At 63.3% G+C, this 22,538-nt stretch carries 19 protein-coding genes; 14 read left to right on the top strand and 5 right to left on the bottom strand.

Annotated elements, in window-relative coordinates; translation table 11 throughout:
• The 4 genes from E5222_RS13595 to E5222_RS13580 all read left to right on the top strand — a co-directional run.
• The coding region (locus E5222_RS13595) for an aldehyde dehydrogenase family protein (protein WP_136694311.1) at positions 1 to 366 on the top strand (366 nt) is incomplete at its 5' end.
• A gap of 212 nt (positions 367 to 578) precedes the next feature.
• Positions 579 to 962 (top strand): hypothetical protein, encoded by a 384-nt coding sequence (locus tag E5222_RS13590; RefSeq protein ID WP_136694310.1) that lies wholly within the window; start codon positions 579 to 581, stop codon positions 960 to 962.
• A 99-nt stretch (positions 963 to 1,061) separates the two neighbouring features.
• Positions 1,062 to 1,397: a UrcA family protein gene (locus E5222_RS13585; RefSeq protein ID WP_136694309.1), complete on the top strand. Its 336-nt coding sequence runs from the start codon at positions 1,062 to 1,064 to the stop codon at positions 1,395 to 1,397.
• A 25-nt stretch (positions 1,398 to 1,422) separates the two neighbouring features.
• Entirely contained in the window at positions 1,423 to 3,024 is a 1,602-nt protein-coding gene (locus E5222_RS13580) for a tetratricopeptide repeat-containing sulfotransferase family protein (protein ID WP_136694308.1), read from the top strand.
• A gap of 81 nt (positions 3,025 to 3,105) precedes the next feature.
• On the opposite strand, the gene E5222_RS13575 is transcribed toward E5222_RS13580, so the two are convergent.
• The 5 genes from E5222_RS13575 to E5222_RS13555 all read right to left on the bottom strand — a co-directional run bounded on the left by E5222_RS13575 (position 3,106) and on the right by E5222_RS13555 (position 10,051).
• The gene (locus E5222_RS13575) at positions 3,106 to 5,526 is read right to left on the bottom strand and encodes a TonB-dependent receptor (protein ID WP_211196155.1); all 2,421 of its coding nucleotides are present in this window, start codon (positions 5,524 to 5,526) and stop codon (positions 3,106 to 3,108) included.
• 203 nt (positions 5,527 to 5,729) lie between these two features.
• Positions 5,730 to 6,683 carry a sterol desaturase family protein gene (locus tag E5222_RS13570; RefSeq protein ID WP_136694307.1) on the bottom strand — a complete coding sequence of 318 codons (954 nt, stop codon included), beginning with the start codon at positions 6,681 to 6,683 and terminating at the stop codon, positions 5,730 to 5,732.
• A gap of 288 nt (positions 6,684 to 6,971) precedes the next feature.
• Positions 6,972 to 7,895 carry a Vgb family protein gene (locus E5222_RS13565; RefSeq protein WP_136694306.1) on the bottom strand — a complete coding sequence of 308 codons (924 nt, stop codon included), beginning with the start codon at positions 7,893 to 7,895 and terminating at the stop codon, positions 6,972 to 6,974.
• 39 nt (positions 7,896 to 7,934) lie between these two features.
• Positions 7,935 to 8,942 carry an MBL fold metallo-hydrolase gene (locus E5222_RS13560; protein ID WP_136694305.1) on the bottom strand — a complete coding sequence of 336 codons (1,008 nt, stop codon included), beginning with the start codon at positions 8,940 to 8,942 and terminating at the stop codon, positions 7,935 to 7,937.
• A 17-nt stretch (positions 8,943 to 8,959) separates the two neighbouring features.
• Positions 8,960 to 10,051 (bottom strand): MBL fold metallo-hydrolase, encoded by a 1,092-nt coding sequence (locus tag E5222_RS13555; RefSeq protein WP_136694304.1) that lies wholly within the window; start codon positions 10,049 to 10,051, stop codon positions 8,960 to 8,962.
• A 213-nt stretch (positions 10,052 to 10,264) separates the two neighbouring features.
• Here E5222_RS13555 and E5222_RS13550 point away from each other — a divergent pair, with 213 nt between their 5' ends.
• From E5222_RS13550 to E5222_RS13505, 10 genes are all read left to right on the top strand, one after another.
• Entirely contained in the window at positions 10,265 to 11,350 is a 1,086-nt protein-coding gene (locus E5222_RS13550; protein ID WP_136694303.1) for a putative urea ABC transporter substrate-binding protein, read from the top strand.
• A gap of 46 nt (positions 11,351 to 11,396) precedes the next feature.
• Positions 11,397 to 12,212 (top strand): ABC transporter permease, encoded by an 816-nt coding sequence (locus E5222_RS13545; protein ID WP_136694302.1) that lies wholly within the window; start codon positions 11,397 to 11,399, stop codon positions 12,210 to 12,212.
• The gene (locus E5222_RS13540; RefSeq protein ID WP_136694301.1) at positions 12,209 to 13,027 is read left to right on the top strand and encodes an ABC transporter ATP-binding protein; all 819 of its coding nucleotides are present in this window, start codon (positions 12,209 to 12,211) and stop codon (positions 13,025 to 13,027) included. Before E5222_RS13545 ends, E5222_RS13540 begins: the two co-directional genes overlap by 4 nt.
• Before the next feature lie 12 nt (positions 13,028 to 13,039).
• Positions 13,040 to 13,549, top strand: a complete 510-nt coding sequence (locus tag E5222_RS13535; RefSeq protein WP_136694300.1) for a CopG family ribbon-helix-helix protein — start codon at positions 13,040 to 13,042, stop codon at positions 13,547 to 13,549.
• On the top strand, positions 13,546 to 14,370 hold the full coding sequence (locus E5222_RS13530; protein ID WP_136694299.1) for an urea amidolyase associated protein UAAP1: 825 nt from the start codon (positions 13,546 to 13,548) through the stop codon (positions 14,368 to 14,370). The genes E5222_RS13535 and E5222_RS13530 overlap by 4 nt, the downstream gene beginning before the upstream one ends.
• A gap of 20 nt (positions 14,371 to 14,390) precedes the next feature.
• On the top strand, positions 14,391 to 15,026 hold the full coding sequence (locus E5222_RS13525) for an urea amidolyase associated protein UAAP2 (protein WP_136694298.1): 636 nt from the start codon (positions 14,391 to 14,393) through the stop codon (positions 15,024 to 15,026).
• Positions 15,023 to 18,634, top strand: a complete 3,612-nt coding sequence (gene uca, locus E5222_RS13520; protein WP_136694297.1) for an urea carboxylase — start codon at positions 15,023 to 15,025, stop codon at positions 18,632 to 18,634. The genes E5222_RS13525 and uca overlap by 4 nt, the downstream gene beginning before the upstream one ends.
• On the top strand, positions 18,631 to 20,397 hold the full coding sequence (gene atzF, locus E5222_RS13515) for an allophanate hydrolase (protein ID WP_136694296.1): 1,767 nt from the start codon (positions 18,631 to 18,633) through the stop codon (positions 20,395 to 20,397). The genes uca and atzF overlap by 4 nt, the downstream gene beginning before the upstream one ends.
• A gap of 262 nt (positions 20,398 to 20,659) precedes the next feature.
• Positions 20,660 to 21,652, top strand: a complete 993-nt coding sequence (locus E5222_RS13510; RefSeq protein WP_136694295.1) for a sterol desaturase family protein — start codon at positions 20,660 to 20,662, stop codon at positions 21,650 to 21,652.
• A 122-nt stretch (positions 21,653 to 21,774) separates the two neighbouring features.
• A complete protein-coding gene (locus tag E5222_RS13505) occupies positions 21,775 to 22,452 on the top strand; it encodes a hypothetical protein (protein ID WP_136694294.1) in 678 nt (225 codons plus the stop codon).
• Positions 22,453 to 22,538 lie beyond the last annotated feature (86 nt).

Here is a 22,538-nt window from a genome sequence, read left to right as displayed (position 1 = left end):
GCGCATCTGGTGGACAAGGTGACACCGGACATGAAGCTGTTCCGCGACGAAAGCTTCGGCCCCGTCGTGGGCATTGCCCGCGCACGGGATGAGGCGCATGCGATCGAGCTGGCGAACGATACCGAATATGGTCTCTCGTCCGCCGTATTTACCAGGGACACCGCCCGCGGATTGAAGGTGGCTCGCCAGATCCAGGCTGGCATTTGCCACGTAAATGCCTCGACCGTGTCCGACGAGCCGCAGATGCCCTTCGGCGGCATGAAGGCATCGGGCTATGGCCGCTTCGGCGGCAAGGCCGGTATCGATGCATTCACCGAACTGCGCTGGATCACCTTCGAAACCGAGCCGGGTCACTACCCGATCTGAGCGCGCGCCCTTCCGCTTCCCATCCTGCCCTTGCCGCAGGTGGGATGGCGGAGCGGGCAGTCCGACAGCAAACAGTCTCCTGCAAAATCGAAGCTCTGCGCCGCTTGACGCGCAAGGCTGTTTCCTGAACACTCAGGGCAATCAAGAGAAAGTCTTTGGGAGAGTTTCTGCAACACGCGCCTTTCGCGGGGCGCGTAGCAAGGAGACTCTGCATGCGGCTTCTCGCCCCTTCCCTTTTCCTTGGAACAGCCCTGGCCGTGGGTCACGTCACCCCGGCCCTCGCTGAAATGGATCCGCGTGCCCGACTGGTCCGCTGCGGCGAGGAAAGCTGTCTTCGGATCTCAGGGTTTCGCGAAGATCCGGCCTTTACCGTCAGCGTGAACGGCCGAAAATTCACCGTCGAAGGGAAGAATAGCTGGCGCGTACGCCTCCCGGTCGACACGGTGCGCGAGATCTCCTCGCCACAGGCTCGCACAATCGAAATTTCGCTGCGAAATCCTCATACTAACACTGAAACCTCCGCCAGCACCCCGCTGCCGATCGGGTTGCTCGGCGGTATCACCACGCTGACATCGCTCGAGGTCACGGGCTCCTGACCTTGCAATCCTCTCCCGCTGATCCTTGCAAGCCTGCCGGGGCAGGCATATCTCCTTGGCTAGCCGCCACAGAGCGGCAACGCGACAATACAGGAGAGGATGACCATGAAAGCAGGCCTGATGGCCCTGGCCGCGTGCGCGCTTGCGACGCCGGCCATGGCGGCAAACACACTTCCCGACCCCTTCGTGCAGGAATCGGCAACACTCCGCCTCGACGGGCTCGACCTGACGACCGTGGACGGACAGCGGCGCCTCGCCATCCGCATGGACAATGCGGCGCGCGCCGTGTGCGGCGAAGGGCTCGATACCGTGCACCTGAGGGCGCATGCCCGCGCGCGGGAATGCCGTACCGAAGTGCTGGCGAAGATCCGCGAGCAGATCGAAACCCGCGTGGCGGCAAACGAAGCGCCGGTGCAGCTGGCGTCCAGCCGCTAGGAACCAACTTCAGCCGGGGGCTGGCATGAATACCGCCGGCCCCACGGCAGAACTCTCGCCCGCGACGCTTGAGGCGCAGGCCCGGCAGGCACTGGAAGAAGGCGACCTGCTGGCGGCGACGAACGCCGCCAAGTCGCTGGTCATGCAGCAGCGCGATGCGCCGCAGGGCTACTTCCTGCTCGGCATTGCCGCAGAGCAGGCCGGTCAGATCGACAATGCCGTGCTGCTGCTGGAAGCTGCCGCCCAACGCGGGCCGGAAGCCGAACACCTTGCCCAGCTGGCGCGGCTGCTCAGCCTGCTGCATCGCGATGGGGAGGCGGCCAATGTGGCGCGCAAGGCGCTGGTGCTCGACCCCAGCGATGCGCGCACGCTCGATACGATCGGCTGTGTGCTAACCCGGATCGGCGACCATGAAGGCGCGATCGCGCCCTTCACAAGCGCGGTCGCGATCGAACCGGACAATCTCGATTTCCGCTACAATTTGGCAGCAGCAGCAAGCTTCACCGGTCAGGTAGAGGCTGCGCGCGAGAACTACGAAGCCATCCTCTCCACGGACCCAGGCAATGCGCGGGCGCATTATGCGCTGGCGATACTCTCGCGCCAGACGGCGGCGGCCAATCACGTGCCGCGGCTGAGGCAGGTCCTGACCGAGGCGAGCGATCCCGACGATGCGTTGCGTATCCGCTATGCGCTGGCGAAGGAGTTGGAGGATCTGGGCGATGCCGAGGCGTTCGAACACCTCTCCACCGCTAATGCGCAACACAAGCGCGCCCTGCAATATGACTTTGCCGATGATGCGGCGATCTTCGATGCGATCGAGGCGCTGTTCGCCGGGCGGGACGGAAAGCTGTTCGCGGGGGAAGGCAATCCCGATGGCTCGCCGATTTTCGTGACCGGCATGCCGCGCACCGGCACTACGCTGGTCGACCGTATCCTCTCGTCGCACCACCACGTCGCTTCCGCCGGAGAGCTGCAGGCGATGCCGGTGGCGGTCAAGCGGCTGGCTGGCACGCCGTCGCGCAAGGTCATCGATGCCGAAACCGTGCAGGCCAGCGGCGATATCGAACCGCAGCGGATCGGGGAGGCCTATATGGCGCAAGCCGCGCCCCATCGCCCAAGCGAGGGAAGCAGGTTCATCGACAAGCTTCCGGCCAATTTCCTCTATATCGGCCATATCGCCCGCGCCCTGCCCAATGCCCGGATCGTGTGCCTGCGCCGCAATCCGCTGGACACTGTGTGGAGCAATTACAAGAACCTGTTCGCCAGCCAGTCGGCCTATTACGCCTATTCCTATGACCTGATGGATACGGCGCGCTATTATGCGCGCTTCGCGCGGCTGATGGCGCTGTGGGACAGGCTTTTCCCCGGCCGCGTACTGCAACTCTCCTATGAGGAACTCGTCGCGGACCAGGAAAGCCAGACCCGGCGGCTGCTCGATCATTGCGGGCTGGATTGGGACGAAGCCTGCCTGAATTTCCATGAGAGCAAGGCGGCAGTTGCAACGCCCAGCGCGGCGCAGGTTCGCCGTCCGCTCAATGCCGATGCTGTCGGACGGTGGCGCGCGCATGAAAAGACGTTGGCGCCGATCTGCGACTGGTTCGAAGAGCAGGGTATTCCGACCGGCTGAGTTGCTTACCAAGCGCAGAGAAAAGGGGCGCCGACCGTTTCCGGCCAGCGCCCCTTCGCTTTGCTCGCTATCTCCGGCGGGTCAGAAGGAGACGCGGCCCTCCACACCCACGGTACGCGGGTTGAGCGGAACCTGGCGGTAATAGCGCAGGACAACACCATCATTCAGGCCCGTGCGCGACCGGTCATTGGTCACGGAAACAATCGCATCGTTGTTGAAGATGTTGTTCGCCCACAAGCTGATCGTGTAATTGTCCCACTCATAGGCCACCGAAGCGCGATGGGTCGTGAAGCTCGGGATAAGATCGCCGAAAGCGCGTTCATAGCCCAGGCGCGATACGACATTGCCGCGATAGACGGCCGTCCAGTTGGCGATCAGTTCACCGTCCGCCATGGGCGTGACATAGGTCACCCCGAGGCTACCCGAATTCTTGGCCGAACCCGGTAGGCGATCGCCATCAAGTGCATCGATCGATATCGGAGCGCTGGGATATGTTCCCGCAGGGTCGTTGACCGAGATGAGGCCGGGGACGTCCTGCGTCAGCTTGGCATCCAGATAGGAATAGGTTCCCCGGATCGTCAGTTGAGGGACCGGCCTGATCACGAAGGATGTCTCGAAGCCCTCGGACTCGCCAGTGCCGCCGTTCACCGTAATGCCGGTAACGCCATAGGTCGTGGCAGAATTGACCTGGATACCGTCCCACTTGATCTGGAACACGTTGAAGTTGAGCGACAGGATATCGTCGAACAGCTGCGCGCGGATACCCAGTTCAAGGTTCTTGGTCGTATCCGGCCCATACTGTTCTTCGTTGGGCAGGGCGCAGATGATCTGGTCTCCTGTATACTCGGTCGGGTCTACCGGGATATCGGGCGGACACGGCGCGACACGGTTCGGGCCGCCAAGGCGGTAGCCCTTGCTGTAGGTGCCGTAGATCATGATGTCTGGCGTGATGTCGAAGGAGGTGTTGAACTTCCACACCCAGCCATCTTGGCCGTCATCGCCGCCATTGACGTCCAGTTCGCGCGGATCGAGCGGATCGCCCAGGAACGGCAGCGCCGCCGCACCGGCAATTGTCGAGGTGTAGTCGAAATAGCGGGCGCCAGCGGTTACCTGCCATTGCGGGATGATCTGGAAGGTCGCTTCACCGAAGACCGCCTTCTCCTTCACCTCGGATTCGACATAGCTGACATATTCCAGGAATTCCGGATTGGTCGCCGGATCTCCCCAGGGGTGGTTCGGCAGGCGCTCGGCATAGTCGCTGTTGAACTTATTCTCGTTGTAGAAGCCGCCGAGAACCCAGCTGAGCGGACCCCCATGGCTTGAAACGAAGCGGATTTCGGCATTCTTCTGTTTGCGCTTCTGGTCCGACTGGAAGAAGCCCGCAAAGCCGGGATACAGCTCGTAGCCATAGTCGAGATCGAGCAGCAGGTCGGTCACGTCGCCAAGCGCGTCAAACTTGGTTTCGGTGTAGGCACCAGTGGCCACGACATCGACGATGTCGGCGATATTCGCATTGATCTGGGCGCTGGCGAGATGCGCGTGGCGATCCACCGGCTCCTCAAAGCGGCTGGCGTTTTCGTAGACGCCCGTTCCCAGCACGCCGGCGCTGTTCGACGATGCGCCATCGGTCTTGGTCTGCTGATACGCATAGGTCAGCAGCAGCTGCAGGTTGTCGTCGGTCTGGAACAGCAACTGGTTGCGCGAGGTGAAGGTGCGCTCGAAATTGAGATCCTCTGCCTCGAAAAGGTTCGCGTCGTAGCCGGCCTGGGTGATGCTGTCAGGCCCGTCCGGCTGCGGGTTCGATATGCCGGGCTCCTGCACAAGCAGCGGGTAATCAATATAGCCGGGATCGAAGTAATAGCCCGTGGCGCTGCGGAAGGCGATGTGATCGCGCACGATCGGCAGGTTGATCACACCATCGACCTGGTAGCCGAAATCATCGCTTTCCGACTTGGCGTAACCACGCGCATGGAACGATCCCTCGATGGCGGTCGGATCGGGCCGGTTGGGAATGTAGCGGATCGCACCGGCCAGCGTACCAAGGCCATAAAGCGTGCCTTGCGGGCCAAGCAGCGTCTCGACGCGTTCGATGTCGATTAGCTTGAAGTCGTAATAGAGCGGAACCTCGCCGAGATAGATGCCCAGCGCGTCATCGAAGTTGGAGCCGAAATCGTCGACGTCGGTGGCGTTAAGGCCGCGCAGCACGATATCGCCCGTGGTGCCACCACCCGTGTCGGAAATGGTCACGCCCGGTGTGAAATCGGCAATGTCGCGAATGTCGTCGATCCGCTGGCGCTGGAGCTCCTCGGCGCTGACGGCGGTGATGTTGATCGGCGTATCCATGATCGTCGTCGCGCGGCGCGTGGCGGTGACGAGAATGGTGTTGCCGCTCGCGCCCTCCTCGCTCTCTTCGCTCTGGGCCATCGCCGGCATGGCGAGCATGGTGCTCGAGATGATTGTCGCCGACAGCAGGCGCAGCTTCAGTTTGGCGCTATTTCTCATGATATTCGTACCCCGCATGCTTTTTGGTTGAGCCTCCCCGGGCCGCGACTCGCATGTCGCAGCCTGGTAATTTCTTCTTGAGGACCTTTGGTAGTGACCGGTTTCCGTTATTCGGATTTCAGTTCGCTACTTGCGCAGTTCGACGATGATATTTCGCCTGATATTGCGATCCCGATATTTCGTTATTTATCCAATTTGTCGGCTTACGCCGACGTACTCCGCCTGCTCTTGTACTTGTCTATCAGTGGTTGAAACGGAAACATGAACTGTTCGTAGATCGACAGCCGCTTGCGTTCATCCTGGCCCACGATCGCGGATTCCCCTTCGCGATAGGTGCCGAAGATGCGGTCGATCAGGATCAGCGAATTGGCATAATTGCACCGCGTATCTTCATAGCTCAGCGCCGTGTGGTGCAGGCTGTGGTGGCGGATCGTGGTGAAGACAAAGGAATAGACCAGCGGCGGGTCCGAGCGGATATTCGCATGGGCGTAACCCGATATCACGCCGAGGACGTTGAGTGCGCAGAACAGCGCGACGATGTCGAAATCGAACAGCGCCACTACGCTGAGGCTGATCAGGAACAGCTCGATCGGATTGCCGACGAAACCCTTCAGCGCGTTGAGCTGGGTGATGTGGTGGTGCGGCGCGTGGGTCAGCCACAGCGGGTACCAGTTATGCATCGCGCGATGCATCCAGTACTGGCCGAATTCGATCAGGAAGATGACGAGCGCCACCTGCAACACGAAGGGCAAGGCGGTGACCCAGGGCGTGGTGATGCCAAGCATCTCCTTGAGCGAGGCGAGCGGCCCGTCGGCGAGGACTTCCACCGCCCAGCCGATCACGGTGTACATCAGCACCATGTAGAAGAGGTCGGTGGCGAACTCGATCTTGTTGAGGCGCCAGCCTTCGTGCCGTTCAAACAGCTGTTCGAGGCCGAGCAGGAAGAAGCTGGTGACGACCCCTGCGATGAGGATGGACCAGGGGCTTTCGGTGATCGAACGCGGCGCCAGCATCCAGCCAAGGACGACTGCGACTAAGGTGGCGACGGGAATGAAGTTGACGAGAGATCGCTTGAGAGAGCCGCCGCTGGCAGCCGGACCATCGACAGGAGCGCGCGCATCCGCTGGGGGTGTCTGGCTACCTGATGCTCGATCCATAGACAATCTCCATATCGAGCCGGGTGGCGGCTCAATTCTGCAGATCCTCGTCCCGAGTTAGACCGTTCTTTACGACGGCATGACACACGCTACCGATATTACGGAATGCGTCAAGAGTATTAATTAGGCCTGTCGGCGGTCTCGGCAAATCCCTTCGCAACTGCGGAATCCTGCCGCTTTTCGGCATGCGGGCGGCTCCTCTCCGCCCTCGCCTGACGACCGCGCGACGCGTTCGTGTAATCAAGATGCAACAGGTGTCGAGCCTCCGGCACGAATCGGTTCTGCCCGCTACTCGCTCCCTTCGGACCACCAGGTGAGCGTGTGCACGTCATGCGCGCTCGTCCAGATGCCCTCGGGCGTGTAGCGCAGCGCGCCGCTTCCCTCCGGACGCCCGACGCGCGCGAGGATTTCGGCAGTCTGAGCATCGATCACGACGAAGGTCTGGTCGTCGGTCGTGCGCAGCCACACCTTTCCGTCTCCGGTGTCGATATCGCCCCATTTGAGGTTCTCGCCCACCGCTGTGCGGCCGGCCACTTCGCGCGTTGCCGGATCGATACGGGCGACCGTACCGTCACCCTGTTCCTGCACCCAGACCGCACCCTCGCCTGCGACGAGGAAGCCCGGCGTGTCGCCCAGCACGATCGTGTCGGTTACGGCATTGGTCTCCGGATCGATCCGCTGCAGCGTCCCGCCTTCGCTGCTCACCGCCCATAGCGCGTCGAAGCCGAAGGCGAGGAAAGTCGTGCCGGTGGCCACTTCGATCGAGGCGACGATGCTGTCGCTCTCCGGATCGATGCGAGAAATCGTGCCGTCGGCCTGGTTCGGCGCCCAGACCGCCCCGGCCCCGGCAACCACATTCTGCTCGCCGCTGGGGCCGATACCGGCCGGGATCATTGCGAGCACCTCTGCCGTCTCCGGATCGATGCGGTAAAGCTCGCCGCCCTCGCAATTGCCCACCCACAGCGACCCGGCTGCCATCGCCATCGTGCCGCAGGGACGCGGGATTTCGACCGAGGCGAGCAATTCGGTGGTCGACCACTGCTCCACCCGCCCGTCATTGGTGGTCCACACCGTGTCGCCATCGACCTGGAGGAAATCGGCAAAGCCGGGCACTTCGATAATATTCTCGGCGAATTCGGTGCTGACGGGCTCCTCCGCTGAGGGAGCGCAGGCAGCGGCGAGGAAGGGCAGCAGCAGGATCGAACGGTTCATGGGTCTGGCTCCTTGGAACTGGGGGACGCGCTGATGCGGTCAGCTGTAGCGATAGGGGTTGCTGTCGATCGTGGTGAAGCTGCGCGTCTGGTTGCACAGGAACACCGTGCCGGTGAAATATATGCCCGGCTCGGTGATCGTCTTGGCGTGCTCATAGGCTTCGCGCAGCTGCGCGACCGTCATCTCGACCGGTGCCTCATCGGGCTGCCAGGTCAGGCCGTAGGGATAGTCCTCGCCATCCTTGCTGATCTCGACGTGGCAGCCCATCACATGGGTCACCGGGTGGGTGTCCACAAATTCCATCAGCCGCGTCATGCTGTCGAACCACGGCTCCCAGAAGGTGATGTAGCACCGGCCGCGATAGAACATGTCGCCGGTGTAGAGGATTTGCGTGTAGCTGTCGTAATAGGCGAATTCGGAGACGACGTGTCCGGGTGAGCCCCAGATCAATATGTCGCGCCCGCCAAGGTCCAGCGTCACCTGCTCTTCCGGGTAGTTGGTCATGCCCCAGAAGCCGACCATCTCCTCATGGGTGAGGCCCATATAGCGCGTGTTCGGCCGGTCGGCGAACTGGTTGACCGCGGCATAATGGTCCGCGTGCAAATGGCTGAACGCGACCAGCAGCTCCAGGCTGGCGGGATCGCGCCCGTTGCGCGCGCACCAGTCGGCGATGCACTCGTCCACCACGCCGCGCAGGTCCCAGTCATTGCGCAGCTGGGTGAAGCCTTCATCCAGCAGCAGCACGCGGTCATTGCCGAAATAGAGCGGCGCGAAGGGCGCCTCGTAGCTATAGGCCTTGTTCTGCCTCAGGATGGCGGTGTGCGCGTTGTACCAGTGGACGTGTACCGGCGGGTCGGTGTTATCCATCAGCGATTCAGAACCGCAGATCCAGCGATCGGGAAAGCTCCCGGCAGCGGGCAGATTGCTCTTGAAATCGATGGGTTCCGGGCGCGGCGCGGCGGCGAGCGCAGCGTTGCTGTAGGTGGTCAGCACTGCCGGAACGGTAAGAGCGGCGGCATTGTATGAAAGGAATGTGCGACGATCCATGTTCGTTCTCCCGACCATCAAAACGGGTGCGGCGCATCGATGTTGGGCACGCCTTCCGGCCACACCCGTGTCCGCTGGTCGGGACTGACCCCGTTGAACAGGACGAAGTCCGGGCGGATCAGCATCATGTCCTTGCCTGCGACCTCGTGCGCATATTGCAGCGCCTCGTCGATCAGCTCGGGCTCCATCTGCAGGATCCGCTCATAGGGCTTGTAGGTGGCGAAGCGGGGGTAGTGCTTTCCCGGCACGAACATCATGTCGATATGCCCGCCCAGCACCCATTTCACCGGCTCACGCGCGGCGAAGGCCTTGAGACGTTCCAGCGAGGCGACATAGTCGCGATCATTGCTGATATTGATCCGGCCGGGAAACAGCAGGTCCCCGGTGAAGAGGAAATCGCAATAGGGATCGTAGAAGCTCACCCCGTCGCGATGTGCGCCCGGCGTGGGGATGACTTCTATCACACGATCACCCAGATCGATCCGGGAGGTTCCCAAGGGCCAAGTGACCGAGAGACCATAGTGGCGCTTCATCACCTCGAGAGGCGTCGGCACGATGGTAGTGTCGGGCCGACCCGCAAATTGCACGATGCCCTGGCTCTGCGCGATGTCCTCGCCTGATGTCATCGCAACGGTGAGCGGCACCTTGTCCCTTCGCCGCATCTGGCCCCAGCGGGTAATGATGGCGTCAACGGTGTCACGCAGCGGATAGTAGCTGGCATTCGCCGTCGCTCCACTGTCGATCAGCAGCGCGCCGTCATTGCCGAACAGCAAATAGGTGAACGGCGCTTCCCAATGCACGCAGACATTCTGGCGCAGGACGAAAGTGTCCTCGTTATACTGCACCACCTGCACGCGCGGATCGCGGTTCCTGGCCGCGACATTGGAGCCATAGGTCCAGCGAAAGCCCAGCCTTCCCGCCGCTGGCCCGTCGCAGGAATAATCGTGCACGACCGGCGCGGACGGATGCAGTGGGACGGCGGAATCGGTGTTCTTGACGCCCGGAGGATTATACCCGCTGGCAAGATTGCCATTGCCCGAAAAGGTCGGGTTGATCGTGGATGTGGGCGTAGGTGTCGGGACTGGTCGTGACGGGGAAGTCTGCGGCATCTGATGCTCCGGGCAGGACCGCCGGTTCGGCGGCGAATGGTTGCCTTCCAAGCATCCCCTCCCAGGCGACCTTCCGGGCTCGGACGGCTGTAGCGCCCTCTGCTCCGGGGCCGCACCATATGGATATTACAAAAAATGGCAACGGTAATAAATAAGTGATGGACAGCGGTCCCTTTTGCCGCAATGCTGCAAGTGCGAAAGGAGTTGCCATATATGTTGAACGGGATCCGCAAGGCAGGCGCAGTGGCTATGATGGCTTGCGCGCTGCTCGTAGCGTCATGCTCGCAGGCGCCTGAAGAAGCCGCAGCACCCAAGACGGAATTCACCATCGGCTGGTCGATCTATGCCGGCTGGATGCCGTGGCCCTATGCCGAACAGGCGGGCATCGTGAAGAAGTGGGCCGATCGCTACGGGATCGAGATCGATATCGTGCAGGTCAACGACTATGTCGAATCGGTCAACCAGTTCACCGCCGGCCAGCTTGACGGCGTGACCGTCGCCAACATGGATGCGCTCACCATTCCCGCTGCCGGGGGCAAGGACACCACCGCCCTCATCATCGGCGACTATTCGAACGGCAATGACGGCGTACTGCTGAAGGGCACCAGCAATCTTGCCGATATCTCCGGACAGCAGGTCAATCTCGTCGAGCTGTCCGTATCGCATTACCTGCTCGCGCGTGCGCTGGAATCGGCAGGCCTTGCGATGACGGATGTGCGCACCATCAACACGGCCGATGCCGATATTGCCGCCGCCTTCACTTCGCCCGATGTCACCGCCGCCGTCGCATGGAACCCCCAACTGCTGACGATGAAGCAGGAAGCAGGCGCAAGCCAGGTGTTCAGCTCCGCCGACATTCCCGGCGAGATCCTCGACCTACTGGTAGTCGACACCGCCACGCTCGAAGCCAATCCGAACCTCGGAAAGGCGCTGGTGGGCATTTGGTACGAGACCATCCAGCTGATGCAGCGGCAGGACGAAGAGGGCGCTGCTGCCCGCGCGGCGATGGCGCAGCTGGCCGGCACCACGCCCGAAATGTTCGAGGCGCAGCTCGCCACCACCTATCTCTATGTCGAGCCGGAGCAGGCGGTCGCCGCCGCGACCGACGCCTCGCTAGTCGAGACCATGACGCGCGTGCGTGACTTCAGCTTCGCGCAGGGGCTGTTCGGCCAGGGCGCCAGCTCCGCCGATGCCATCGGCATGGCCTTCCCCGGCGGGCGAACGCTGGGGGACGCGGATCGCATCACGCTGCGCTTCGATGAAAGCTTCATGCAGATGGCCGCCGACGACGCGCTGTGAGCGTGGTGAAGCAAAGGACTGAAGCCAAGACAGGGTTTGCAAACTGATGCGTTGGGTCAATCGCAGGATCGGGCGGACCAATGCCCTTCTTATGGGCATCGTCCCGATCCTGCTGCTTCTCGTTCTCTACCTGATCCTCGCGGCCGAGCGGAACGCCATCAATCCCGCGGACAAGATCCTGCCGCTTCCCGGCGCCATGATCGATGCGATGCGGGGGCTGGTGTTCGAGCGGGACCAGCTGTCGGGCCGCTACCTCTTCTGGGCGGACACGCTGGCCAGCCTGCAGCGGCTTGGCCTGGGCATAGCTATCTCCACCGCTAGCGCACTTCTGGTCGGCCTTGTGCTCGGCCTTCTGCCCCCGGTCCGCGCGACATTCGGCATGCTGGTAACGGGCGTTGCGGTGATCCCGCCCATTGCCCTGCTGCCCATCCTCTTCATCGCCTTCGGGCTTGGCGAAACCGCCAAGGTGGCGCTGATCGTGGTCGGCATCGCGCCCTTCATGATCCGCGACGTTGCCGGGCATGTGGGCGAACTGCCGCGCGAACAGATCATCAAGGCGCAGACGCTCGGCGCCAGCACATGGCAGCTGATGCTGCGCGTGGTCCTGCCCCAAGCCATGCCGCGCCTGATCCAGGCCGTGCGCCTGTCGCTCGGCCCGGCATGGGTGTTCCTGATCTCGGCTGAGGCGATCGCCGCCGATATCGGGCTCGGCTATCGCATCTTCCTCGTCCGCCGTTACCTCGCGATGGATGTGATCCTGCCCTATGTCGCATGGATCGCCATCCTCGCCGCCGTCGCAGACTTGCTGCTGGTCTGGTGCAGCCGTCGCATGTCCAGCTGGGCGCACGGGGCTGAGCGATGAGCGCCTTCCTCAGCCTTCGCGACGTCTGGGTCGAATATGGCGACAAGGTCGTTCTCGAACGCATCAACCTCGATATTGCGGAAGGCGCCTTCGTTTCGGTGATCGGGCCGTCGGGTGCGGGCAAGAGCAGCCTGTTGCGGCTGGTGCTCGGTCAGGATGCCCCCACGCGCGGGAGCATCACGCTCGACGGTGTTCCCCTCAAACCCGAATGCGACAGCAATCGCGGCGTGGTGTTCCAGCGCTATTCGGTATTCCCGCACCTGACCGTGCTCGACAACACGGTGTTCGGCCTCGAATGCGAGCGATCGCGCTTCATCGGCAGGCTGTTCGGCGCAAGCCGTCGCGCCGCCATCGCGGAAGCGGAGGAGATGCTGCAGGCAGTCGGCCTGGGTGACAGCCTGCACCTCTATCCGGCGCAGATGTCCGGCGGCATGCAGCAACGCCTCGCCATCGCGCAGGCGCTGATCAAGCGGCCCCGCATCCTGCTGCTGGACGAACCCTTCGGCGCGCTCGACCCCGGTATCCGCAACGACATGCACAAGCTGATCACCCGGCTGTGGAGCGACTATTCGCTGACCGTGATGATGGTCACTCACGATATCGGGGAGGCTTTCGCCCTCGGCAACCGGGTGCTCACGCTCGATAAGTGGCGGCATGACCCGCACGCCCCGCAACGCTATGGTGCGACCGTCGTCTACGACCTTCCGCTCACCCGGAAGGGTGCGCCCGCCGCCGATACCGCGCCTGCACCCCATGAGGAAGCCGACCGCGAAGAAAGTCTTAGTATTACGATTGACATAATAGATAATAATTGAGAGGAACTCCCTATGGCATCCGAACCTACCAGCCTGGCCCGCCTCAGTATGAGCCTTCCGGCAGACCTGTTCCGCCAGCTCGACGTGATGGTGGAAGAACGCGGCCTGCCGTCCCGCTCGCAGCTGATCGCGGAACTGATCCGCCATGCCCTGGCCGAGCATGAGGCGCTGACGCGTCCCGAGGAGATGCTCGCGGGCACCATCACGCTGGTCTATCGCGGCGATCGCGGCAGCGTGCGGCAACAGCTTGCGCAGACGCAATCCGATTACCTGAAAGAGGTGATCTCCTCGCAGCATGTCTTCCTGGAGGACGACCAGTCGCTCGAAGTGCTGCTGGTGCAGGGGCCGGCCGTGCGGCTGGAAGCGCTGTGCGATGCGCTGCGTTCCATCCGCGGCGTCCACCAGCTCCAGCTGGTGACCACCACCGCCCTCCTGCCGCCGCTGCATGAGCAGGGTGAGAGCGAGGCCGACGACCATCCCGCCTCGAAAAAGGCCAAGTCCGAGAAGCCTGCCGCTGCATGACCCAGGAACTGGCAAATCCCCTTGCTGCCCGCGACCACGCACGTGCGATGGCCGGAACCGTGGTCGAAGCCATGCCGGTGCTGCCGCCGGTGGCGCCCGACCTTCCCGAAGGCGTGGCGGCAGGGGATTTGCTGTGGGAGGAAACAGTTGCGCCCGGCGGCTATGCCACCCGCAAGCTGGCGCGCGGATCGCGCCTGCGCCTGATTGATATTGAGGGCGACGCGTGCGCATCGCTCCTCATCTACAATGCAGAAATGCCGAGCGAGCGGCTCAACGTTGCAGACACGGTGAAGGTGCAGTGGAACGCCTATCTCAATGCCGGAAAGCTGCTGCTGTCCGATATGGGCCGCGTGATGATGAGCATCCTCGAAGACGATGCGACGACACACGATGCCTTTTGCGGCACCTCCAACGCCGCCACGAACGAGGCGAAATATGGCGAGGGGCGCAATAGCGGCGCCTTCCCCAATGGCCGCGACCGCCTGCTGCTCGGTTCCGCCAAGCACGGGCTCCACCGGCGCGATGTCCATCCCTGCATCAACCTGTTCAAGGGCACGAAGATCGAGGCGGACGGGACGATCACGCCGCTGGTCGGCCCCTTCGAAGGTGGTCGCAAGCTGGTGCTGCGCGCCGAGATGGACGTGATCGTGGTCCTCGCCAACTGCCCACACGTCCTCGACCCGCGCGACGAATGGACGGTGTCGCCGCTGCGCATCTCCGCCTGGCGTGGCCCGGTAACGGGCGAGAACGACCCGATCAGGACCGCGACACCGGAGGGCCTGCGCGCCTTCGAGAATGTCGAAGACTATTTCCGCCGCTAGCAAGGAAGGCTGCACGAAATATGACCGCTGATCCCGCATTCGGGGGCCTTCCCGGTGCCGTCTTGCATGATGAAATCGTCCCTGCCCGCGCGCCATGGCTGCACCACATCGCCGCCGGCGAGACGCTGCGCATCATCGATATCGAGGGCAATCAGGCGGTCGACTTCCTGCTCTATTCCGATGCCGACGATGCCGAGCGCTACAGCGCGCAGGACACGGTTTCGGCTCAGGGCAACCTCTTCCTGCGCGAAGGCAGCGTATTGCGGTCCAACGAAGGACGTCCGTTGATGACCATCACCGGCACCTCCGTCGCCTATCACGACACGATCGGCGGGGCCTGTTCCTGCGAATCCAATACGCTGCGCTACGGCCACCACACCAAGGCGCAGCATGCCTGTGTCGAGAACTTTCTTGAGGCGAACCTCCTCGAAGGGCGCGGCAAGCGCGACATGGTCTCCAACATCAACTTCTTCATGAACGTGCCGGTCGAGGAGGACGGATCGCTCGGCATCGTTGACGGCATTTCCGCTCCCGGCCTCACGGTCGATTTGCGGGCCGAGATGGACGTGATCGTGGTCGTCTCCAACTGCCCGCAGATCAACAATCCCTGCAACGCCTTCAACCCCACCCCCGTGCGGATGATCGTTTCTGCATGAGCGAGGGCACGGTACTGATCGCCAACCGCGGGGCGATTGCCACCAGGATTATCCGGACACTGCGCAGCATGGGGCTGCGTTCGGTCGCTGTCTATTCCGAGGCTGATGCAGATTCGCTCCATGTGTCGCAGGCGGATGCGGCGGTTTGTATCGGCCCGGCACCTGCGGCCGAGAGCTATCTGGACATTCCCGCCATCATCGCCGCGGCGAAGGAAACGGGCGCGGGTTATATCCATCCTGGCTATGGCTTCCTTGCCGAGAATGCCGAATTTGCCGAGGCGTGCGAAGCGACGGGGATCACCTTCATTGGCCCGCGTCCGGAGCATATCCGCACCTTCGGCCTGAAGCACTCCGCCCGCGCACTTGCCGCCGAGCAGGGCGTGCCGCTGGCGCCCGGCACCGGCCTGCTGACCGATGAGGACGAGGCCGCGCGCGCTGCCAATGAAATCGGTTATCCGGTGATCCTGAAGGCAACCGCTGGCGGCGGTGGCATCGGCATGCGCATCTGCGAGGATGAGTCTGCTTTGCGCGATGGCTTCGCCAGCGTGGTCCGGCAAGGGGCGAGTAGTTTCGGCGATGCCGGCGTCTTCCTCGAACGCTATATCGCCCGCGCGCGCCACATCGAAGTGCAGATCTTCGGCGATGGCGATGGCCGCGTCATGCCGCTGGGAGAGCGCGATTGCTCGCTCCAGCGCCGCAACCAGAAGGTGGTGGAGGAAGCCCCCGCCCCTTGCCTGTTCTCCGCTGTTCGCCGCGACCTTCACGCCGCTGCCGTGCGGCTCGCCGAAGCGGCCCACTACCGCTCCGCCGGGACGGTGGAATTCCTCTTCGATGCCGAGCGGCAGGAATTCTTCTTCCTCGAGATGAACACGCGCCTGCAGGTCGAACATGGCGTCACCGAGGAAGTGATGGGCATCGACCTGGTCGAATGGATGGTGCGCGGTGCGGCGGGCGATTATGCCTTCATGGACCGCACACCGCCCCAACCGCGCGGCCATTCGGTGCAGGTACGCCTTTATGCCGAGGACCCGGCGCTGGACTATCGGCCTACCACAGGCACGCTGACCGCGCTGACTTTCCCTGACAATATCCGCTCGGAGACATGGTGCGAGGCCGGGTCCACGGTGAGCGCATGGTACGATCCGATGATCGCCAAGCTGATCACCCATGCTGAAACGCGCGAGGCGTCAATCAAGGCGATGCAGGCCGCGCTGGAAGAAAGCCGCATCGACGGCATGGAAACGAACCTGCGTTGGCTGCGCGACGTCCTGCGCGAGGAGCGCTTCCTGTCCGGGCAGGTCACCACACGGCTGCTCGACGATGTCGATTACACGCCGCGCAGTGTCCGCGTAGTTTCAGGGGGCACCGCCACCACAGTGCAGGACTGGCCGGGGCGTGAGGGGCTGTGGTCAGTGGGCGTGCCGCCATCGGGCCCGATGGATGACCGCTCCTTCCGCACGGGCAATCTGCGGCTAGGCAATCCGGAAGGCACAGCGGGGCTAGAAGTCACTTTCACCGGGCCGACGCTCCACTTCAATGCGCCTGCGCGGCTGTGTCTCGCGGGTGCCGACTTCGGTGCGCGATTGGACGGCGAACCTGTCGATCGTGACGTTCCCTTCGATGTCGCTGCTGGGCAGACGCTGGCGCTCGGCCGCGTGGCCGGCGGCGGTATGCGCGGCTATATCCTGTTCGCCGGCGGGCTCGACATCCCGCCCTATCTCGCCAGCCGCAGCACCTTTGAACTCGGCCAGTTCGGCGGCCATGCCGCACGCCGGCTGCTTGCGGGCGATACGCTGCACCTTGCGGATGGAGCGCTGGACACCGCCAGCGTCCCCGCCGGACAGGCCCCCGATTTCGGCAATCGCTGGACCCTGCGCGTGATGTACGGCCCGCATGGCGCACCCGATTTCTTCACCGACGGGGACATCACCTCCATCCTCGATGCCGAATGGCAGGTGCATTACAACAGCAACCGCACCGGCGTTCGCCTTGTTGGCCCCAAGCCCGAATGGGCGCGCAAGGATGGTGGGGAGGCGGGGCTCCACCCGTCCAACATTCACGACAATCCCTATGCCATCGGCGCAGTCGATTTCACCGGCGACATGCCGATCATCCTTGGTCCCGACGGACCTTCGCTGGGCGGTTTCGTCTGTCCCTTCGTGGTGATCGCCGCCGACCGCTGGAAGATCGGCCAGCTCGCCCCCGGCAACCGCCTGCGCTTCGTGCCTGTGGGGATCGAGGAAGCGCAGGCTGCCAGCCGCGCCGCCGCCCTCGCCCCGTCACCGGCCGGCCTTGCCGCCGCGAGTGTCACCCGCGATATCTCCGAACTGAGCCCGATCCTGGCCGAAATTCCGGAGGAGGGGCATCGGCCACGCACCTTTTACCGGCAGCAGGGCGACCGCAACATCCTCGTCGAATACGGTCCCATCGTGCTCGACATCGAACTGCGCATCCGCGTGCATGCGCTGATGACGGTGCTGGAGGCGAAGGCCCTGCCCGGCGTCGTCGATATCGTCCCCGGCATCCGCTCGCTGCAGCTCCATTTCGATGATCGCGTGCTCGACCAGCAGCATGCGCTCGCCGCACTGATCGAGGCTGAGGATGAGCTGGGCGACCTTGAGGACTTCACCATCCCCTCACGCATCGTCCACCTGCCCTTGAGCTGGCGCGATCCGGCGACCACGGCAACAATCGAGAAATACATGGCAGCCGTGCGCAAGGATGCGCCGTGGTGCCCGGACAATATCGAGTTCATCCGCCGCATCAACGGATTGCCCGATGCCGATGCGGTGCAGGATATGGTGTTCGACGCCAGCTACCTGGTGATGGGTTTGGGCGACGTCTATCTGGGCGCGCCCGTGGCGACGCCGGTGGACCCGCGCCACCGCCTCGTGACCACCAAATACAACCCTGCGCGCACCTGGACTCCGCCCAATGTGGTGGGCATCGGCGGGGCCTATATGTGCATCTACGGGATGGAGGGACCGGGCGGCTACCAGCTGTTCGGCCGCACGATCCAGGTGTGGAACACCTATCGCCAGACCGATGCCTTCAAGGAAGGCAAGCCGTGGCTGCTCCGCTTCTTCGACCAGATCCGCTTCTTCGAAGTGAGCGCCGAAGAGCTGGAGGAATGGCGCAGGGACTTCCCCGCCGGACGCCGCTCGATCGAGGTCGAGCATTCCGAATTCCGTCTTGCCGACTATCGCGCGTTCCTCGCCGAGAATGCGCAATCGATCGAGGCATTCCAGCAGACCCGCCAGTCTGCCTTCGATGCCGAACGCGCCGAATGGGAGCGTAGCGGGGAGTTCGATCGCATTTCCGAACTGACCGAAGACCCCGGAGCGGGAGCGCTGGCCGCGCCTGCCATCGAAGTGCCCGACGGTGCCGAGGTGGTCGAAGCCCCGTTCGGCGGCAATGTCTGGAAACTGCTCGTCTCCGAAGGCGACGAGGTCGAGGCAGGTGACGTGGTCGCCGTGATTGAAGCGATGAAGATGGAGTGTCCGTTGGAAAGCCCCGATGCCGGAACGATCACCGCCCTCTATATGCAGGAACGCCAGGCGATCGAGCCCGGCGCGCCCCTGATGGCCCTGACGCGGCGCGCATCATGACGGTACTCGACCGCCAGAGCGCCGCCGCCATTGCTGCCTCGGTAAACGAGGGCACCTTTAGCGCAGTCTCCGTTGCGGAAGACACTCTCGCGCGCCTTGCCGCCTATGACGAGATCCAGCCGCAAATCTGGATCAGCCGCGCTTCTCCCGAAAGCATCCTTGCCGCCGCCCGCACCGTCGATGCGCGTATCGCGGCAGGGGAGAAACTGCCGCTCGCCGGCGTGCCCTTTGCGGTGAAGGACAATATCGACGTTGCCGGTTTCAACACGACGGCGGCGTGTCCGGCATTCTCCTATACGCCCGCCGTCTCCGCCACGGTGACGGGCAAGCTGCTGGAGGCGGGGGCGATCTGCGTCGGCAAGACCAATCTCGACCAGTTCGCGACCGGGCTTGTCGGCACGCGCAGCCCATACGGAATCCCGCGCAATGCCTATAATCTCGCCTATGTCAGCGGCGGTTCCAGTTCGGGATCGGCTGTGGCGGTGGCGGCGGGCCTCGTTCCTTTCGCGCTCGGCACCGATACCGCTGGTTCGGGCCGTGTGCCTGCAGCCTTCCACCACCTCGTCGGACTGAAGCCGAGCAAGGGGCGGTGGAGTACCAATGGCCTGGTGCCCGCCTGCCGCACGCTCGACTGCATCACCGTCTTTGCTGATAGTGTTGGCGATGCGCAGCTGGTGGACGAGGTTATCGCCAGCTTCGATTCCGCCGATCCCTATTCAAGGGCGCTTCCAGAACGTCCCCTAAAGCCTGCCCGCATTGGCGTCCCGCGCCCCGACCAGCGCGGCTGGTTCGGCGATCATCAGTCCGAATATCTCTACGATCGCGCGCTCGGAGCACTGGGCAAGGAAAGCGAGCTGGTCGAACTCGACATCGCCTTCCTCAACGAGGCGGCGAGCCTGCTCTATAGCGGCCCATGGGTGGCAGAGCGCACCGCAGCACTGGCCGAACTGCTGGCGAACAACCCCGGCGCGATTGACGACACCGTCCGAACGGTAGTCGCCCCCGGCGCCGAGATTTCAGCAGTGGAGCTGTTCAACGGCATCTACCGCCTCGCCGAATTGCAGCGGCAGGCGGAAGCCATGTGGCAATCGGTCGACATGCTGGCCTTCCCGACCACCGGGACGACCTATCGCGTAGCTGAGCTGCTTGCTGCGCCGGTAGCGCTGAACAGCAATCTTGGCCTCTATACCAATTTCGTGAACCTGCTCGACATGGCGGCCATCGCGGTCCCGGCAGGTGTTCGCAGCAACGGCACCGGCTTCGGCATCACACTGATCGGGCCTGCCGGCAGCGACAATGGCCTGATGGCTGCAGCCGAAACCTTTCTCACAGCAGCGGAGCTTGCTCCGCCGCCCCCGCTCGACCTGGAGGGAAGAATGGAAACCGTAAAACTTGCCGTTGTCGGCGCCCATCTCAAGGACATGCCGCTCCACTGGCAGCTGACCTCGCGCGATGCGAAGTTCGTCGGCGCTTTCCAGACCGCCCCGACCTATCGCCTCTACGCAATGGCCGACAGCACGCCGCCCAAGCCGGCGCTGGTGCACAGCGAGGATGGCGCGGCGATCGCGGTCGAAGTCTATGAGCTGGACGTCGCCGCGTTCGGCAGCTTCGTGGCCGAAGTGCCCGCCCCGCTCGCCATTGGTACGGTGACGCTGGAGGACGGCAGCAGCGTCAAGGGCTTCGTCTCCGAACCGCGCGCGACGGAAGGCGCGGAAGATATCACCGCACTGGGCGGCTGGCGCGCCTATATTGCGCGTGGCTGAGCGACCGGTTGGCAGAAATGTCAAATTTGTTGCGTTATTACTCTTGACGCATTTCTTAATATCGATAGCCTCCATTCCCATAGCGAAAAGATAGCACGTTCACCGGGAGAGATTCTGCAACCAACCGGGCCGATTTCAGGCCCGGCCAGGGGAGTCCGCTCGTGAAGTACACGCAGGACCACAAGGGGTTAGGCACCAGCCAGCCCGCGATCCTGCCCGATGTGCCGCGGACCTCCACAAGCTCGACAGCGGGGTGACGGATATGGCCGGTGTACGCGTAGGAAACAGGATCATAGGCGCCGATTCGCCTGTAACCGTGGGGTGGGACAATATTCCCAAGGTCGAAGGCGGTCCGCTGAAGCGCTTCGTCTTCACCTATTTCCAGCCCTTCTTCCTCTTCGCGCTTGTCGCCTTCTGGTATTACGCGCCCAATTCCCTCGCCACCGCGACGACCGCCATCATCATCGGCGTCTCCTTCAGGGTGTTCCTGATCGGGATCGAGCTGGTGAACCCGCGCCACGATAGCTGGCAGCTCACCTGGAAGGAGCTGTGCACCGACCTGTTCTATGTCGGCCTGGGCTATACGGTACTGCGCATGGTCGATGCCTATATCGGCGACGGTGTCATCATCGAGGCGATCCAGGGCGCCTATGACTGGGACAAGCTCAGCTGGTTCACCGGGCTGCCGCTGCTGGTGCAGGCGCTGCTGATCTCGCTCATCTTCGATTTCGGCCAGTACTGGATGCATCGCGGGATGCACAATTGGTACCCGCTATGGCTCACCCATGCGCCGCACCACTACATCACCCAGCTGAACATCAACAAAGGCGCCGTCGGCAACCCGGTGGAGCTGTTCCTGATCGGGCTGGGCATTGGCGGCTTCTTCGACTTCCTGCCCCGAGCCGTCCTGCTCGCCGGCACGTTCGGCCTGGCGATCGGCACCTACCAGCACATCAATGTGCGCTTCAACACGCCGCGCTGGTGGCGCTTCCTGTTCAACACCACCGAGCATCACAGCGTCCACCATTCGCAGGATTTCGAAGCCAGCCGCAGCAATTACGGGGCGACCTGGATCATCTTCGACCGCCTCTTCGGCACCTGCATCGATGGCGAGGCCGAGAAGCTCGGCATGGAAGGCGGCCGCCGCATGCAGATCAGGGAGACGATGGTCTACCCCTTCACCGAAGGGTTCAAGACCAGCAAGGAATGGGTCCAGCGCCGCTTCCAGCGTCCCGCCAGCGTTCCCGCCGAATAGCCTGACGCTTCGGCCGGCCCGCTGATCGGCCGAAGCCTTCCAATGTTCCTGAAACCCTCCCCTGCGCCGCGGTGCAGGGAGAGCAGGCGCGCGCCTGCCCGATATTGCCGGAGACCCGCCGAGTGCTGAAACTGCCCTTCATCGACTGGATCTGGCGCGCGAAGGGTTTCGTGGAACTGGCCCCCCCGCGCACAGCGGACAGCGCCTTCGCCAAGCTGGACGCGCTGCTGGAAGAAAGCGGCACGAGCTACGAGATCGACGGCGACACGCTGACCTATGTGAAGGACAATCCCGCAGCGCAGGACAAGCTGGCAACTTTCCCTCGCGGCACGCTGCAGGTGGTCGAGGAGGACGGCCAATCGCGGCTCAAATACAATCTCACCAGCCCCGCTTTGCTGTTCTGCTTCCTTGCCCCGCTGCTGTTCCTGGCTTTCGCGCAGGGCAGCATCATCCTGTCCGATCTCGAACGCCCGACCGAGGCCGAGAAGGCAGAAGCCGAAGCGGAAAAGGCGGAGGAAGAAGAGGAAGAGCCGAAGCCGTTGAATGTCATCGACGAATGGCTGGGCGCTCCCGCTCCGGAAACGCTGGAGGAAAAGAAGCAGCGCGAGGAAGAGGAGGAAGCGGAAAAAAAGGACAAGTTCTCGTCCACGCCAGCGCTCGTCTTCGCCGGCCTGTTCGCCTTTCTGTTCCTCGTCGGCCGGTTCCTCGAACCCTGGCTGATCAGGAGGACCTTCCGCCGGGCGCTGAATGATCCGCCGGAAGAGCTTGATGGCGAACCGGACATCCCGACCGAAGCATAGCTAACCGGTCGTGACCGCCGAGCACGAACAACCCCACCATCCACACGCAACAATGCCGGGCGACAAGCATCGCCGCGGCCGGAGAC

The sequence above is a fragment of the Alteraurantiacibacter aquimixticola genome (assembly GCF_004965515.1).
GTDB lineage: Bacteria > Pseudomonadota > Alphaproteobacteria > Sphingomonadales > Sphingomonadaceae > Alteraurantiacibacter > Alteraurantiacibacter aquimixticola.
This window is presented reverse-complemented; position numbering and strand designations above follow the sequence as displayed.